Here is a 13,644-nt window from a genome sequence, read left to right as displayed (position 1 = left end):
GCGCGGACCCGTTTTCAGGTCAGAGAGCGGCAGTGGCCGCGAAGGAGGCGACGCACATGTCGAAGAACGCGAAGATCGCCGCAGGAGGTGTGGCGGCCGGTCTCATCCTGCTGATCTGGCTGCCCTGGTGGGCCGCGCTCCTGATAGTCCTGGGAGTCCCGGCCGCCGCCTACCTCACGCTCGACCCGTCACAGCGGCGCAGGCTGCGCCGCGCCACGCGCAAGGAACTCGGTCGCTGACCTCACCCGGCCGCCGGAGCGACCGGGGTGGACAGCGCGCAGGAGTTGAGCACATCACCGCTCGCGGGCCTGCCGACGGTACGGTCCGCGGGCGGTGGAGTGCCACGCTCCACCCATGAGACCAGCGCGTCGAACGCCGACCGGTAGCAGGGCAGGATCGGCCGGAGCCGGTCGGGATAGGTGTCGTACAGCCCGTCGACGTGCGTGCCGCCCGCGATCGTGAAGTAGCGGTGCAGTGGGTGCCGCCCGCTCGCGTCGACCATGCGCGCGTACACGTCCGAGTCGGTGGCCTTCGGCAGCAGCGCGTCCAGATCGCCGTGCAGCGTGATCAGCGGTCTGCCGATGCGCCCGGTCAGCTCCACGCGGGCGACGGCGCGGCGGACGGAGGCCGGACGCGACGCGTAGTCGTACGAGGCGTCGGATGCGCACGGCGCCAGGGTCTGTTCCGGGGTGGTCCCGGCGGACGGGCCGGGACAGCCGGGGTCGTACGCCGGGTCGAACTCGGCGCGGTAGATCTTCTGCGTGACTCCCCAGTAGGCCTGCTCGTGGTAGGCCCACAGAAACTCGGAGCCGCGCGCGAAACCGACCGTGTACAGGTCCTCGTCCTGTGCGGAGCCGAGCATCCGTGCCACTGCCACCGGCAAGGAGGTGAGCAGGTTCGGGCCGTCCGCGGTCCACAGGGCGCCCTCCCAGTCCACGCCGCCGTCGTACAGCTCGGGATGGTTCTCCAGCTGCCAGCGGGTGAGATAGCCGCCGTTGGAGATGCCGGTCATGTACGTACGGCGAGGAGCGTGCCCGTAGCGCTGGGCCACCGCCTTGCGGGCGGCCCGGGTGAGCTGGGTGGTCCGCGCGTTCCACTCGGCGACCGCGTCACCGGGCCGCTTGCCGTCGCGGTAGAAGTCGGCGCCGTTGTTGCCCTTGTCGGTCGCCGCGTAGGCGTAACCCCTTGCGAGCACCTGGTCGGAGATCGCCGTGTCCGTCGCGTACTGCCGGCGGGTGCCGGGGGCTCCGGTGACGACCAGTCCGCCGTTCCAGCGGTCCGGCAGCCGGATCACGAACTGTGCGTCGTGATGCAGGCCGTGTGTGGCGTTGAAGCGAGAGGAGTCAGGGAAGTAGCCGTCGATCTGGATCCCGCGAACCCCGGCCGGTGTCCGGGTGCCCCGTGCCGTCAGCCCGGCCTGGTCGGCCATGTCGGTGTAGGGCGTGCCGGCGAGTCCCGTCGTGGTCAGATCCGGGAGGCAGGCGCTCTGCTGGAAGGCCGCGCCCGGTACTCGCAGGCGCTCCTGACGGGAGCAGTGTTCGTCAATTGCCCTGGCGGCCGCGGGAGTCGGCCAGGTGAGGGCGGCGGTCAGCAGCGTTGCGGCAACGAACGGAAGACCTTGGGACGGGCGCATGAGGCCTCCTGGAAGGCGGGAGACGAGGGCAGCAGAGAGAGCGGAGCCGCGAAGGCTGGCTCATGGTGCGTCCCTTGTTCCGCGCCTTCCATGGGCTGGGGCCACATGGAACGCCGCCGCCAGATGGGGCCCGGAGACACGCCATTGCGCAGGGACCCAAGACAGGTGGGGAGGAGGCCCAGCGCCTCTTCGCGAGGCTGATGGCTTCGCACACGAGGCGCGGCGAACGCCACCCGGCGGTCCCTGGACGCTCCAGACACCGCAGCTGTGCCGGACACCGCAGCTGTGCCGGACACCGCGGCAGGGCCGGACACCGCAGCCGGGCCGGACGCCAGCGGGCCTCCCAGGCCTCGGACCGCTGCCGTGTCGCCCGGCGTGCGGCTCAGCTGGGGCGTACGGCCATCCTGTCGAGCGCTTCCAGCAACCCGGGCAGCTCAGGGCCGCGGCCCACCGGCAGCACCTCGCCGGGCTCGTCGTCGAGGAGTACGAACGCGATGTCGTCGGTCCTGGCGACGAGCGACCAGCCGGGGCCGTCCGCGCGCAGGGTCCGCGCGTCGCCCGGCGCGAACGACGACCGGACGCGGCCGAGGGGCGGTGGGGAGTCCACGTACGCGCGTGCCTCGGCGAGGACCCGCAGGATGCCGCTGTGGCCGCCCCGGCTTGCGCCCTGCTTACTCCTCTCGGCCTCGGCCTGGCTCTCGCCCTGCTCGCCCTTCTCGGCCGCGCCCTGTTCTTCGCCCTCGGCCGCCGGTTCGGCGGCGTCCGACGCACCGCCCGGCGTCGCGAACTCGGCGTCGTCGATCTGCTCCCGCCACATCGCCCACTGCAACGCGATCTCGTCGGCGCCCAGGCGCCGCTGGGGCGGCCCCCACACGCTCGTGTCCGGCGGCGCGAGCGGCGGACCGTCCGCGATCTCGGGGTCGGGATCGTGCGGCGCGGGCACGTTGGGGGCGGCGACGGCGACCGCGAGGGGCCACCCGGGCAGCGCGGCCACGACCGTGCGTTCGTCGGGTGACAGGTCGTACTCCATGCCGCAGTCCCAGGAGGCGATGGCGACGGCGACCAGGGAGACGTCGTCGATGACGACCGTCCATCGGGCGCCGTCGCCGTCCTGGCCGAGTACCAGGCCGTATCCGTCGGCGAGCGGCGCGAGGCCGAGCGCCGCGCAGGCCTCCGGATAGTCGTCGCCCAGCACGCTCGGGAACTTCGCCGGCGTCAGCAGCACCGCCGTGAGCACATAGAGCGCATCGTCCGCAGCGGCGACGGCCTCCTCGTCCGTCCCGGCCATCCCAGCCTCCCCTTCGGTTCGTCCATCGGCGCGCACCCTAGTGCGAGCGGAAGCCGCTTGTCACGACTCCCAGGCACACCCGGAGCTGCAGTTTTCCGACCGGAGGGGTCGAATCGGCCGCGATTGCCCGCTGTGTCAGGCCGCCGGGAGCCCGAGCAGCGACCTGGCGACGGTCTGCGGCGACTCGTCGCGCTCCCGGGCGAGCGCGATGACGGCCCGGCACGCCAGCTCGCTCACGCCGAACGACAGCGCCTCCGGAGACACCCAGCCGGTGGCCTCGTCGATCTGCTCCTGGTCGTCCTCCGCGCAGGCCGAGACGTACACGGCGGCGGCCTCGAACAGATTGTGCGTCTGCCTGTCCCTGCCGCTGTCCGCCTCCGTACGCATGGACCGGAGAAATCTCGCATACGACTTGCGCACGCTGCCCCACATGATGACCGCCTTCCCCCTGTGTGGCTCATCTGATTGATCGTCCATCTTCTCCTAATCAACGTAAAGTTGGAGTCTCGGCGGCAGAAGGGGGACGGGGCGGTGAAGCGCCTCGAACAGATCCGGCGTATGGACCCGTCCCGCGAGCATTGGCCCCTCGCGAGGCGGGCGGTACGCGCGCGTGCTCGTGTGGTGCGTCCGGGAGATCAAGGGCTGGCCGAACGGCGCATCGACCGGTCAGTCGCGGAGTGAGTCGATCGTCTCGCGCAGCCAGGTGAGTTCGGCCCGGGACGTGGCCCGGGCGATGGTCAGGATGCCGCGCCGGAAGGGATCGTCCAGCTCCTCGGCGCGCAGGGGCCGGTCACCGTCGTAGAAGAAGCTGGCGGGCTCTTCGAGGAAGGTGAGCCGACGTCGTAGTACGGCGGACTGGGCGGCCGCGTCGTCCAGGTGCCGCAGGAAGGCGAGCACGGTGAACCACCGGTTCTCGTCGCTGATGTCACGCGGGTCGGGCTCGGCGAGCCGGTGGCGCAGGTCCCGTCGGCCCGCTTCGGTCAGCGTCAGCACGTGACGCGGAGCGGCCACTGCTCCCGGCTCCGTGGCGCGGGCCAGCAGGCCTGCCTTTTCCAGCCGCTTGATCGCGGGGTACAGCGTGCTCTCGGCGACCGGCTTCACGTGCCCCGTCAGCGCTGCGATGCGTTTGCGCAGCTCATAGCCGTGGAGCGGGGTGTCGTAGAGGAATCCGAGGATGGCGAGTTCCAGCATGCCTACATTCTCGCTCAGATCCGGTGTATATCCGGGGTGGTGTACATCTGAAATGGTGTACATCGAGTTAGTTATACATCGGTAACGAGGTATATCGTGGAGTGGTGACCAAGGCTTCAAGGGAGGACGCGATGAGGCAGGCCGAGTTCGACGGCAAGGGCAGCTGCATCCGTTGGACGGAGACGCCGGGGGAGGAGCCCGCGCGCGTGTACGTGCATGGACTGGGGTCGGTGTCCTCCGTGTACCACGCGCATGTCGCGGCTCGACCCGAGCTGTCGGGCCGGCGCAGCCTGTTCGTCGACCTGCCCGGGCACGGCATCAGCGACCGGCCCGAGAACTTCGGCTACCGGCTGGAGGAGCACGCCGACGCCCTCGCGGCGGCGCTGGACGCGGCGGAACTGAGCGGTGCGGAGCTGGTCGCGCACAGCATGGGCGGTTCTGTCGCCATCGTGCTCTCCCACCGTCGGCCCGACCTCGTCTCCCGGCTGGTCCTGACGGAGGCCAACCTCGACGCCTCGCCTCCACCCGGTCCCGGGAGCGCATGGATCACGGCCTACGAGGAGGAGGAGTTCGTCGGCGGCGCGCACGCGCGCGTGCTGGAGGCGGTCGGGCCTCTGTGGGCGGCGACCATGCGGTTGGCCGATCCGCGCGCCCTGCACCGCAGCGCCGTGGGGCTGAGGCGAGGCTCCGAGCCGATCATGCGCGACATCCTCGAAGGGCTGAGCGTCGACCGGGTGTTCCTTCAGGGCGAGCTCAGCGGTGAACTCCCGGGCAGGCAAGCCCTGGAGGCCGCGGGCGTGCGTGTGGTGACCGTACCCGGCGCCGGCCACAACGTCATGTTCGACAACCCTGATGCCTTCGTGGCGGCCGTCGCCGGGCGGGGCTGAGACATCAGGCTTCGCGCACGGCCAGCGCCAGGAAGCGGTCGTCCTCGTCCGCGTACGAAGTCATGCGCCATCCGGAACCGGCCAGCAGCGGCCGGAGGTTGGGTTCGGCTCGCAGGTCGTCGGGGGTGATCTGGCGGCCCTGGCGTGCCGCGAGTGCCGCCCTGCCGATCGGGTGGAACAGTGCGAGCATGCCGCCACGGCGCACCACACGGGCCAACTCCCGCAGGTCCGCCGCCGGATGGGGCAGGTGCGCGATGAGGCCGGCCCCGAACACGGCGTCGAGCGACTCCGACCGCAACGGCAGCGCGGCCACGTCGGCGAGCAGCAACTGCCCGTCGGTGTCGCGTCCGGCCCGTACGGCGGCCTCCAGCATGGCCGGGGTCAGATCGGCCCCCAGGACCACTCCCGAGGGCCCCACGGCGGCACGCAGGGGCGGCAGGGCGCGCCCGGTGCCGCAGCCCGCGTCGAGCACGCGGCCCCCCTCGCGCAGCCCGAGCTCGGCGACCGCGGCCGCGTAGGCGGGCCCGTCGTCGGGGAACCGGCTGTCCCAGTCGGCGGCGCGGGCCGTGAAGAACTCCTGCACATGTGTGTGGTCGTCGCTCATGTTCCGCATGATCCCTCACTGGCACGGATGACGCCGCTGTGCACACGTTCGAGCGTGACGCGATCGTTCCGGTGCATCTGTGCGTCATATTCCAACAGCTTTCGAAATGCGCCCCCTTCGTGCGCCCGTGCCCCCGCTAGCGTCCCGGGGTCATGGGACACCTGGACCACGCCGCCCTGGGCTGGCTTACCCCTGTGCTGTCGTACGTGATGGCGTGCATAGGCGCCGCGCTCGGCCTGCGCTGCACCGTGCGCGCGCTCGGCGCCACCGGCCGCTCGCGCCGCAACTGGCTCGTCACCGCGGCCTCGGCGATCGGCACCGGCATCTGGACCATGCACTTCGTGGCCATGCTGGGCTTCAGCGTCAGCGGCACCGACATCCGCTACGACGTGCCGCTCACCATCGTGAGCCTCCTCGTCGCCATGACCGTCGTCTGCGCCGGCGTCTTCGCCGTCGGATACAGCCGCGACCGGACCCGGGCGCTCTTCCTCGGCGGGCTCACCACCGGACTCGGCGTCGCGAGCATGCACTACCTGGGCATGGCCGCCGTACGACTCCACGGCGACGTCACCTACGACCCCGTCCTCGTCGGACTCTCCGTCATGATCGCAGTCCTCGCGGCGACGGCGGCCCTGTGGGCGGCGCTCAACATCAAGTCGCCCGTCGCCGTCACCATCGCCTCCCTGATCATGGGCGCGGCGGTCAGCAGCATGCACTACACCGGGATGTTCGCCGTCGGCGTGGACGTCACGCCCTCCGGCGACGTCCTGCCCGGGGCCACGGCGATGCAGTTCATCTTCCCCCTCGCCGTCGGCCTCGGGTCCTATCTCTTCCTGACCTCGGCCTTCGTCGCGCTGTCGCCCACCACGAGGGAGCGCGAGGCATCCGCGTCGGCCCAGCGGTCGGTCGAGAGCGTCGCCGGCTAGCGGCGGGTCCGGACCGGTGACGGCCCGCAAAGGCACGCCCCCGAACCACTTCCGAGCGAGGAGGCCATGCGTACACCCCGTAGGACCATCGCAGCCGGCGCCGAGACGCCGTCCCCGCCCCCCGTGCGCGGCCGCCGCGCCCATGCCGGACCGCCGGCCGACGAAGGCCCGGAAGAACTCACGGGCGTGGCGCCGGACGACCCACCCACGCGCGTGGAGCGCTGGCGCCTACGGCCGCGCACCGTCCGCGCCAAGATCGTCTGCCTGCTGATGGTGCCGGTCGTCTCGCTGCTGGCCCTGTGGGCCTACGCCACCGTCAGCACCGCTCAGGACGTCTCCAGGTTGCGCCAGTTGCAGCGTGTCGACTCCGAGATCAGGACCCCCGTCACGGCCGCCGTCGCCGCCCTCCAGGCCGAACGCGAGGCCGCGGTGCGCTACGCGACCGACCCTTCCACCGGACAGAGCGCAGACTTCAAGAGGCTCGCGGAAGGCACCGACAGGGCGGTGGCGCAGCTGCGGCTCGGCGACCACAGCACCGTCGCCGACAGCGAGGAGCTCCCCGCCGGGGTGGCCCGGCGGCTCGAGGCCTTCGTCACCGGCGCCGAGCAGCTGAGCACCGTACGCAGTGCCGTGCTCGACCGCCGCGCCGGCTGGGACGAGGCGTACGGGCGGTACACGAAGACCATCGCGAGCGCGTTCTCGGTGGGCGGCGCGCTCACCGGCATCCAGGACGCCGAGCTCGGCTCCGACGCGCGCGTGCTGCTCGAATTCGCCCGCGCGGGCGAGGCGCTGGCCCAGGAGGACGTCGTGCTGGACAGCGCCCGCCTCGCCGGGCGCCTCGACGGAGAGCGGCTGAGGCTGTTCACCGGAGCCGTCGACACCCGCCGTACGCTCACCGAATCCGCCGTCGCGGACCTGCGCGGCCCGGAACACGCGGCCTGGCAGAGCCTCGCCGACGGCAGCGCCTACGCGAGCGTGGCCGCCGTCGAGGACAAGGTCCTGGCCACCGCACCGGGCGTACGGGCGATCGACGCGGCGGGGGAAGCCACCTGGAGCAAGGCACACGCACGCGTGCAGGGCGGAATGCGGACGATCGAGCAGGACGCCGGCCGCGGAGTCGCGGACAGCGCCGACCCCTTCACCCGTGGCCTGCTCACCCCGGCCGGCGCCGCCGTCCTCCTCGGCCTCGCAGCCGTCGCCGCCTCTCTCGTGATCTCGGTACGCATCGGCCGCGGCCTCGTCGTCGAGCTGGTCAGTCTGCGCAACGGCGCCCTGGACATCGCCCGGCGCAAACTCCCCGAGGCCATGCTCAAACTGCGCGCCGGTGACGAGATCGACATCCAGGCCGAGGCACCGCCCGGACCGCCCGCCGAGGACGAGACCGGCCAGGTCGCCGAGGCCCTGGGCACCGTCCACCGCGCCGCGCTCCGGGCCGCCGTGGAGCGCGCCGAGCTCGCCAGCGGCATCTCCGGTGTCTTCGTCAACCTCGCCCGCCGCAGCCAGGTTCTCGTGCACCGCCAACTGAGCCTGCTGGACAGCATGGAACGGCGTTCCGACGACCCGAACGAGCTGAGCGACCTCTTCCGGCTCGACCACCTCACCACCCGCATGCGACGTCACGCCGAGAGCCTGATCATCCTCTCGGGAGCGGCACCCGGGCGGGCCTGGCGGATGCCGGTCTCCCTGACCAACGTGGTCCGCGCGGCCGTCTCCGAAGTCGAGGACTACGCGCGCGTGGAGGTACGACAGCTCCCCGAGGCATTGGTCATCGGCGCGGCCGTCGCCGACCTCACCCATCTCCTGGCGGAGATCGTCGAGAACGCAGCCCAGTTCTCACCGCCCCACACGCGCGTACGCGTCACCGGCGAGCCCGTCGGCAACGGCTACGCCGTCGAGGTCGAGGACCGCGGCCTGGGCATGGGCAAGGAGACCCTCGCCGAGGCCAACCGGCGCATCGAACAGTCCGAGGCGCTCGACCTGTTCGACAGCGACCGGCTCGGCCTCTTCGTCGTCAGCAGGCTCGCGTCACGGCACGGCATCAAGGTCCACCTGCGCACCTCGCCCTACGGCGGCACCACCGCGGTCGTCCTGTTGCCCACCGCCCTGCTGCACGAAGCCACGGCGGAACGTTCCCCCGGCAGGAAAGCGGACAGCGAGCGGCCTGCCGAGCGCGAGTACGCGCGCGTGCCCGCCGCCGACCGGCACCAGGAGTCCGTCCACGCGGTCGCCGACCGGCCCGCACTGGTGGCTCCCGCACCGGCCGCGGCGGAGGCCACCACGACCGACCCCACACCCCCCGGAGTCACCACCTTGCGACTGCACCGCCCTGCGGACGACTCCGAAGCCTCCGACGACCTCCCACGCCGCGTAAGGCAGGCGAGTCTCGCCCCCCAACTGCGCGAGGGGCGTCCCGAGGAGCCGGCGCAGCCGCCCGCCGCCCGAGACGACGACCAGCGCACCCCCGAACTCGTACGGGACCGCATGGCGGCCTACCGCGACGGCTGGGTGCGCGGCGGCGGCAGGCAGCCCGGCTGCGGTGCCACTCCCGATTCCACAGCGCGCAGCGACAGCAGCGAAGGAGACCCCGCATGATCCAGGATCCGGGCATGAGAGCCGCTCAGCGGTCCGGTGAACTCGACTGGTTGCTGGACGACCTGGTGCTGCGAGTGAGCGAGGTACGGCACGCCGTGGTGCTGTCCAACGACGGACTCGCCGTAGGTGCGTCGACCGGCCTCCGTCGCGAGGACGCCGAGCACCTCGCCGCGGTCGCCTCCGGCTTCCACAGTCTGGCCAAGGGCGCGGGCAGGCACTTCGGCGCCGGCGGAGTGCGCCAGACCATGGTGGAGATGGACGACGCCTTCCTGTTCGTGGCGGCCGCGGGCGACGGCTCCTGTCTCGCCGTCCTCACCGCCGTGAGCGCCGACATCGGACTGGTGGCGTACGAGATGGCACGGCTGGTCAAACGTGTCGGCGAGCACCTCCACACGCCAACACGCGTGGCAGCGCGGCCGCCCGCCGCAGGATGAGCCGGAAGGGCGGTCCGTGCGCATGACCGAGGACACGACGGGCGCCCCGCGCGAGCAGGGCAGCCAGTGGTACGACAGCGAGGCCGGGCCCCTCGTCCGCCCGTACGCCATGACGGGCGGACGCACCGACCCCGGCCCCACCGGAGCGCGTTTCGACCTGATCGCCCTCGTCACACTGGACGCCGCCGCGCCCGGAGCCGACGACGACACCGCGCTCGGGCCGGAACACCGGGCCCTCATCGAACTGTGCCGACCGGAGACGCAGTCGGTGGCGGAACTCGCCGCGGGCGCCGATCTGCCCGTGGGGGTCGTCAGGGTGCTCCTCGGCGACCTACTGGAAACGGGCTGCGTCACCGTCAGCCGTCCGGTACCACCCGCACAGCTTCCGGACGAACGGATCCTTCGCGAGGTGATCGAAGGATTGCGGGCCCTGTAGATGACATGCCAGAACCAGCCAAAAGCAGTCCAATCCCACGAAGGGCAGCCGCAGTTGTCATGATGCTGACTTCGCACCGTGACGTCGACCGATGCCGGCACTCCCGAGAGAAGTGATCGATGGTCTCCGAGCACTCCGACGCCTCCGACGGCGAGACGGCCGCCCTGGCGCTGAAGATCCTTGTCGCCGGCGGATTCGGCGTGGGCAAGACCACCATGGTGGGCGCGGTCAGCGAGATCCGGCCGCTGCGCACCGAGGAACTGCTCAGCGAAGCCGGGCAGTTGGTGGACGACACCGACGGCGTGGACCAGAAGGTCACCACGACCGTCGCCATGGACTTCGGACGCATCACCATCCGGTCCGGCCTGTCCCTCTACCTCTTCGGCACCCCGGGGCAGGACCGCTTCTGGTTCCTGTGGGACGAACTGTCACAGGGCGCCCTGGGTGCGGTGGTCCTCGCGGACACCCGGCGCCTGGAGGACTGCTTCCCCGCGGTGGACTACTTCGAGCACCGGCACATCCCGTTCGTCGTGGCCGTCAACTGCTTCGCGGGCGCTCGGACGTACGGCGCCCACGACGTCTCACGCGCCCTCGATCTGGACCGGGGCACACCCGTCGTGCTCTGCGACGCCCGGGACCGCGACTCGGGAAAGGAAGTGCTGATCCGCCTCGTCGAGTACGCCGGGCGGATGCACACCGCCCGGCTGCTCGACTCCGTGGGCTGACTGGTTCCCTGCGAGCCGACCGGCTCCATGGGGCGACCGGTTCTCAGCCGCGGTCGGCCCATGGCGCCGACCGGCCTCGGGACCGCTGTCAGTCCGCGACACCCTTCTCCGCCAGTACTCTCTCGATCGTGACGCGGACGAGGAGTTCACCCGGAACGCCGTTGCGGGCCCCGAACTCCTCCGCGCGTTCCTCGCCCATGTACCGCGCCCCGATACGACCGGCCCAGTGCCTCAGCTCCTCGAGATCCTCCGAAATCCGGGCGATGCCCTGAAGCACCACGAAGTCGTACGGCGGCCGGTCGACGTCCACGCACAGCGCCACCCGTCCGTCACGGACCAGGTTGCGGCCCTTCACACTCGACTTGCCGGTGTTGAACACCACCTCGTCCCCGTCCAGCACGAACCAGATCGGCGTCACATGCGGACTCCCGTCGGCTCGCACGGTCGACAACTTTCCGGTGCGTGTGCCCTGCGAGACGAACGCCCGCCATTCCTCATCGGTCATCTTCTGCGCCATGCCCCCCATCCTCCTTGCCCGCGGGCCGGATCGTCGGGAAGGGTGGCGAAGAGATCCTCCGGTGCAGGGGGAGACATCTACACGGGGAGACCGGAACATGGCGCAGAATCAGGGACTTGGCTGGTTGCTGGACGACCTGACGGAGCGCGTCGATCATGTGCGGCACGCGCTGGTGCTGTCCAACGACGGTCTGGTGACAGGCGCGAGCACCGGACTGCGGCGCGAGGACGCCGAGCACCTCGCCGCCGTCTCGTCCGGACTGCACAGCCTCGCCAAGGGCTCGGGACGGCACTTCGGCGCGGGCAGAGTGCGCCAGACGATGGTCGAGTTCGACGACGCGGTGCTGTTCGTCACGGCGGCGGGCACCGGCAGCTGTCTGTGCGTGCTCAGCGGCGCGGAGGCGGACATCGGCCAGATCGCCTACGAGATGACCCTGCTCGTCAACCGGGTCGGCGAACACCTCGACGTGGACGCCCGACAGCCCGAACGGTCACCGATCACAGACGTCTGACCTGCTGATTCGCCGTCCCCCATGGAGTTATCCACAGGCTCGCCACGAGATCCGCCCGACCGGCTACGGTTTTTGTCACGGCGAGCGCACACAGCGTGAGCCACTGACTCCACGGGGGAGACCGACCATGTCAGGCGACACCGCCACGAAACCGCACCACCTGTCGTATACGCCGAGTCGCGCGGCCCGCGAACTGGCGCTGAAGCGAGGAGAGTTGGACCTCGCCGTTCACCTCGGAATCATCCGGACCGTGCCGGACGAGGGAGGCGGGGGCCGGCGTGTCCCGCGGTCGGAGATCGACCGGCTGCGTTCGGGGGCCGGGTTCGCCGAGTCGTTGCAGGACCGCGTGAAGGTGGTGGGTACGACAGAGGGCGCGGGCGTCATGGACGTGTCCATCGGCAGGTTCACGCGCCTGGCCCGCCTGGGGCTGGTCGTCCCGGCGAAGTGGTACCTCAATCGCTACCGAGCCGTGGTGTGGCTGTATCTCGCCGAGGAGCTGAAGCAGTTCGCCGCCGACGAGAAGAACGCCCCGCTGCTGAACGACCGACGTATGCCCGAAGGGCTGCGCGGCATGCTGGACGCGGGCGTGGATCTGCGGGCGCGCAACTGGCGGGGACGCCATCGGGGATTCCTGCTGCGACTGGCCGACGACCCGTGGGAGAGCGCCGGCGCGCTGGCCGCCTTCCTCGACCCCGTCCAGATCGCGGAAATCGTCCCCGACCCCTATGAGCGCTCCCATCTGAACCACTTCCGGCCAGGACCGCCGGCATCCGGCGCACCGGGTTCGCCCGCCGCGCACCTGGCCGAGAGGATCATGACAGCGGACGACCCGGACGAGATCGGCCTGCTGCGGGCCGACCTGACGGCAGTACTGGAAGCGGCACGCGAGAGGCGGCCGGCCCCGCGCCCGACGGCGACGCGGATCCCGGCGCCGGCGCATCCGGTGCACCTCGTCTCGCCCCGGCCCCAGGAGCCGGAACCGCCACGCGGCCTGCTGAGCTGGCTGCGTCGCAGAAGCCCCCGGGCTACAGCGCCCTGAACAGACCTTCCTGGACGACGGACACCAGCAGGCGCCCTTCCAGGTCGTAGATCCGCCCACGGGCGAGTCCCCGCCCACCGGTCGCGATCGGTGACTCCTGGTCGTACAGGAACCACTCGTCCGCGCGGAAAGGCCGGTGGAACCACATCGCGTGGTCCAGCGACGCGATGTCGAAACTCCGCGGGCCCCACAGGGGTTCGACCGGGATGCGGACGGCGTCCAGGAGGGTCATGTCACTGGCGTAGGTCAGTGCGCAGGTGTGCACGACCGGGTCGTCGCCGAGCGGCCCGACCGCGCGCATCCACACGGCACTGCGCGGCTCGGCGTCCTTGACCTCCTCGGCGGTCCAGCGCAGCCGGTCCACATAGCGGATGTCGAAGGGCTGACGGCGCGCCATCCGCTCCAACTGCTCGGGCAGTGCGCCCAGATGCTCCCGGATCTCGTCGGTGACCGTCGGCAGCGACTCCGGGGCCGGCACCTTGCGGGCCGGCGGCAGCTGGTGCTCGAAGCTCCCTTGCTCAGGCTGATGAAAGGAGGCGGTGAGATTGAAGATCGTGCGGCCCTGCTGCACGGCGGTGACCCGGCGGGTCGTGAACGACCTGCCGTCCCGCACCCGTTCGACCTGGTACACGATCGGCACGCCCGGTCTGCCGGGGCGCAGGAAGTACGCGTGCAGCGAGTGCACCGGACGGTCGCCGTCCGTGGTGCGCGCGGCGGCGACCAGTGCCTGGCCGGCCACCTGGCCGCCGAAGACCCGCTGCAGGGACTCCTGCGGGCTGCGGCCACGGAAGATGTTGACCTCGATCTGCTCCAGGTCGAGCAGGTCGACGAGCCTCTCGGCCGGGTTCGTCGTCATGGGTG

The 13,644-nt window shown here is 71.2% G+C and carries 16 protein-coding genes; 9 read left to right on the top strand and 7 right to left on the bottom strand.

The genetic code is table 11. The features are described from left to right. Positions 1-56 precede the first annotated feature (56 nt). On the top strand, positions 57-239 hold the full coding sequence (locus tag PBV52_RS05310; protein ID WP_062704261.1) for a hypothetical protein: 183 nt from the start codon (positions 57-59) through the stop codon (positions 237-239). 2 nt (positions 240-241) lie between these two features. Here PBV52_RS05310 and PBV52_RS05305 read toward each other — a convergent pair whose 3' ends face one another. From PBV52_RS05305 to PBV52_RS05290, 4 genes are all read right to left on the bottom strand, one after another. Then, the gene (locus tag PBV52_RS05305; RefSeq protein WP_274237107.1) at positions 242-1,633 is read right to left on the bottom strand and encodes a tannase/feruloyl esterase family alpha/beta hydrolase; all 1,392 of its coding nucleotides are present in this window, start codon (positions 1,631-1,633) and stop codon (positions 242-244) included. Positions 1,634-2,015: 382 nt separating this feature from the next. After that, positions 2,016-2,921: a hypothetical protein gene (locus PBV52_RS05300; RefSeq protein WP_274237105.1), complete on the bottom strand. Its 906-nt coding sequence runs from the start codon at positions 2,919-2,921 to the stop codon at positions 2,016-2,018. A gap of 135 nt (positions 2,922-3,056) precedes the next feature. After that, positions 3,057-3,353 (bottom strand): hypothetical protein, encoded by a 297-nt coding sequence (locus PBV52_RS05295; RefSeq protein WP_274237104.1) that lies wholly within the window; start codon positions 3,351-3,353, stop codon positions 3,057-3,059. Positions 3,354-3,587: 234 nt separating this feature from the next. Next, positions 3,588-4,112, bottom strand: coding sequence for a PadR family transcriptional regulator (locus PBV52_RS05290; RefSeq protein ID WP_274237103.1), 525 nt, complete (start codon positions 4,110-4,112; stop codon positions 3,588-3,590). A 131-nt stretch (positions 4,113-4,243) separates the two neighbouring features. On the opposite strand from PBV52_RS05290, the gene PBV52_RS05285 reads away from it, so the two are divergent. After that, positions 4,244-4,999 carry an alpha/beta fold hydrolase gene (locus tag PBV52_RS05285; RefSeq protein WP_274237102.1) on the top strand — a complete coding sequence of 252 codons (756 nt, stop codon included), beginning with the start codon at positions 4,244-4,246 and terminating at the stop codon, positions 4,997-4,999. Between the two features lie 4 nt (positions 5,000-5,003). On the opposite strand, the gene PBV52_RS05280 is transcribed toward PBV52_RS05285, so the two are convergent. Next, a complete protein-coding gene (locus tag PBV52_RS05280; protein WP_274237101.1) occupies positions 5,004-5,603 on the bottom strand; it encodes a class I SAM-dependent methyltransferase in 600 nt (199 codons plus the stop codon). A gap of 152 nt (positions 5,604-5,755) precedes the next feature. Between PBV52_RS05280 and PBV52_RS05275 the strand changes: the two genes are divergently transcribed. From PBV52_RS05275 to PBV52_RS05255, 5 genes are all read left to right on the top strand, one after another. Then, a complete protein-coding gene (locus PBV52_RS05275; protein WP_274237100.1) occupies positions 5,756-6,529 on the top strand; it encodes an MHYT domain-containing protein in 774 nt (257 codons plus the stop codon). 66 nt (positions 6,530-6,595) lie between these two features. Beyond that, complete coding sequence (locus PBV52_RS05270) at positions 6,596-9,121, top strand: nitrate- and nitrite sensing domain-containing protein (protein WP_274237099.1); 2,526 nt, start codon at positions 6,596-6,598, stop codon at positions 9,119-9,121. Continuing rightward, positions 9,118-9,555 carry a roadblock/LC7 domain-containing protein gene (locus PBV52_RS05265; protein WP_274237098.1) on the top strand — a complete coding sequence of 146 codons (438 nt, stop codon included), beginning with the start codon at positions 9,118-9,120 and terminating at the stop codon, positions 9,553-9,555. The genes PBV52_RS05270 and PBV52_RS05265 overlap by 4 nt, the downstream gene beginning before the upstream one ends. Positions 9,556-9,577: 22 nt before the next feature. Further along, positions 9,578-9,991: a DUF742 domain-containing protein gene (locus PBV52_RS05260; RefSeq protein WP_274237097.1), complete on the top strand. Its 414-nt coding sequence runs from the start codon at positions 9,578-9,580 to the stop codon at positions 9,989-9,991. 119 nt (positions 9,992-10,110) lie between these two features. Continuing rightward, on the top strand, positions 10,111-10,716 hold the full coding sequence (locus tag PBV52_RS05255) for an ATP/GTP-binding protein (RefSeq protein ID WP_274237096.1): 606 nt from the start codon (positions 10,111-10,113) through the stop codon (positions 10,714-10,716). Positions 10,717-10,804: 88 nt separating this feature from the next. On the opposite strand, the gene PBV52_RS05250 is transcribed toward PBV52_RS05255, so the two are convergent. Then, positions 10,805-11,233: a PPOX class F420-dependent oxidoreductase gene (locus PBV52_RS05250; RefSeq protein WP_274237095.1), complete on the bottom strand. Its 429-nt coding sequence runs from the start codon at positions 11,231-11,233 to the stop codon at positions 10,805-10,807. A 97-nt stretch (positions 11,234-11,330) separates the two neighbouring features. Between PBV52_RS05250 and PBV52_RS05245 the strand changes: the two genes are divergently transcribed. Both PBV52_RS05245 and PBV52_RS05240 read left to right on the top strand, forming a co-directional pair. Beyond that, positions 11,331-11,744, top strand: a complete 414-nt coding sequence (locus tag PBV52_RS05245; RefSeq protein ID WP_274237094.1) for a roadblock/LC7 domain-containing protein — start codon at positions 11,331-11,333, stop codon at positions 11,742-11,744. 127 nt (positions 11,745-11,871) lie between these two features. After that, positions 11,872-12,783: a DUF6397 family protein gene (locus tag PBV52_RS05240; RefSeq protein ID WP_274237093.1), complete on the top strand. Its 912-nt coding sequence runs from the start codon at positions 11,872-11,874 to the stop codon at positions 12,781-12,783. Here PBV52_RS05240 and PBV52_RS05235 read toward each other — a convergent pair. Beyond that, entirely contained in the window at positions 12,770-13,639 is an 870-nt protein-coding gene (locus PBV52_RS05235; protein WP_274237092.1) for an acyl-CoA thioesterase II, read from the bottom strand. The genes PBV52_RS05240 and PBV52_RS05235 overlap by 14 nt on opposite strands. Between the last annotated feature and the right edge of the window lie 5 nt (positions 13,640-13,644).

Source organism: Streptomyces sp. T12 (assembly GCF_028736035.1).
Classification (GTDB): Bacteria; Actinomycetota; Actinomycetes; order Streptomycetales; family Streptomycetaceae; genus Streptomyces.
This window is presented reverse-complemented; position numbering and strand designations above follow the sequence as displayed.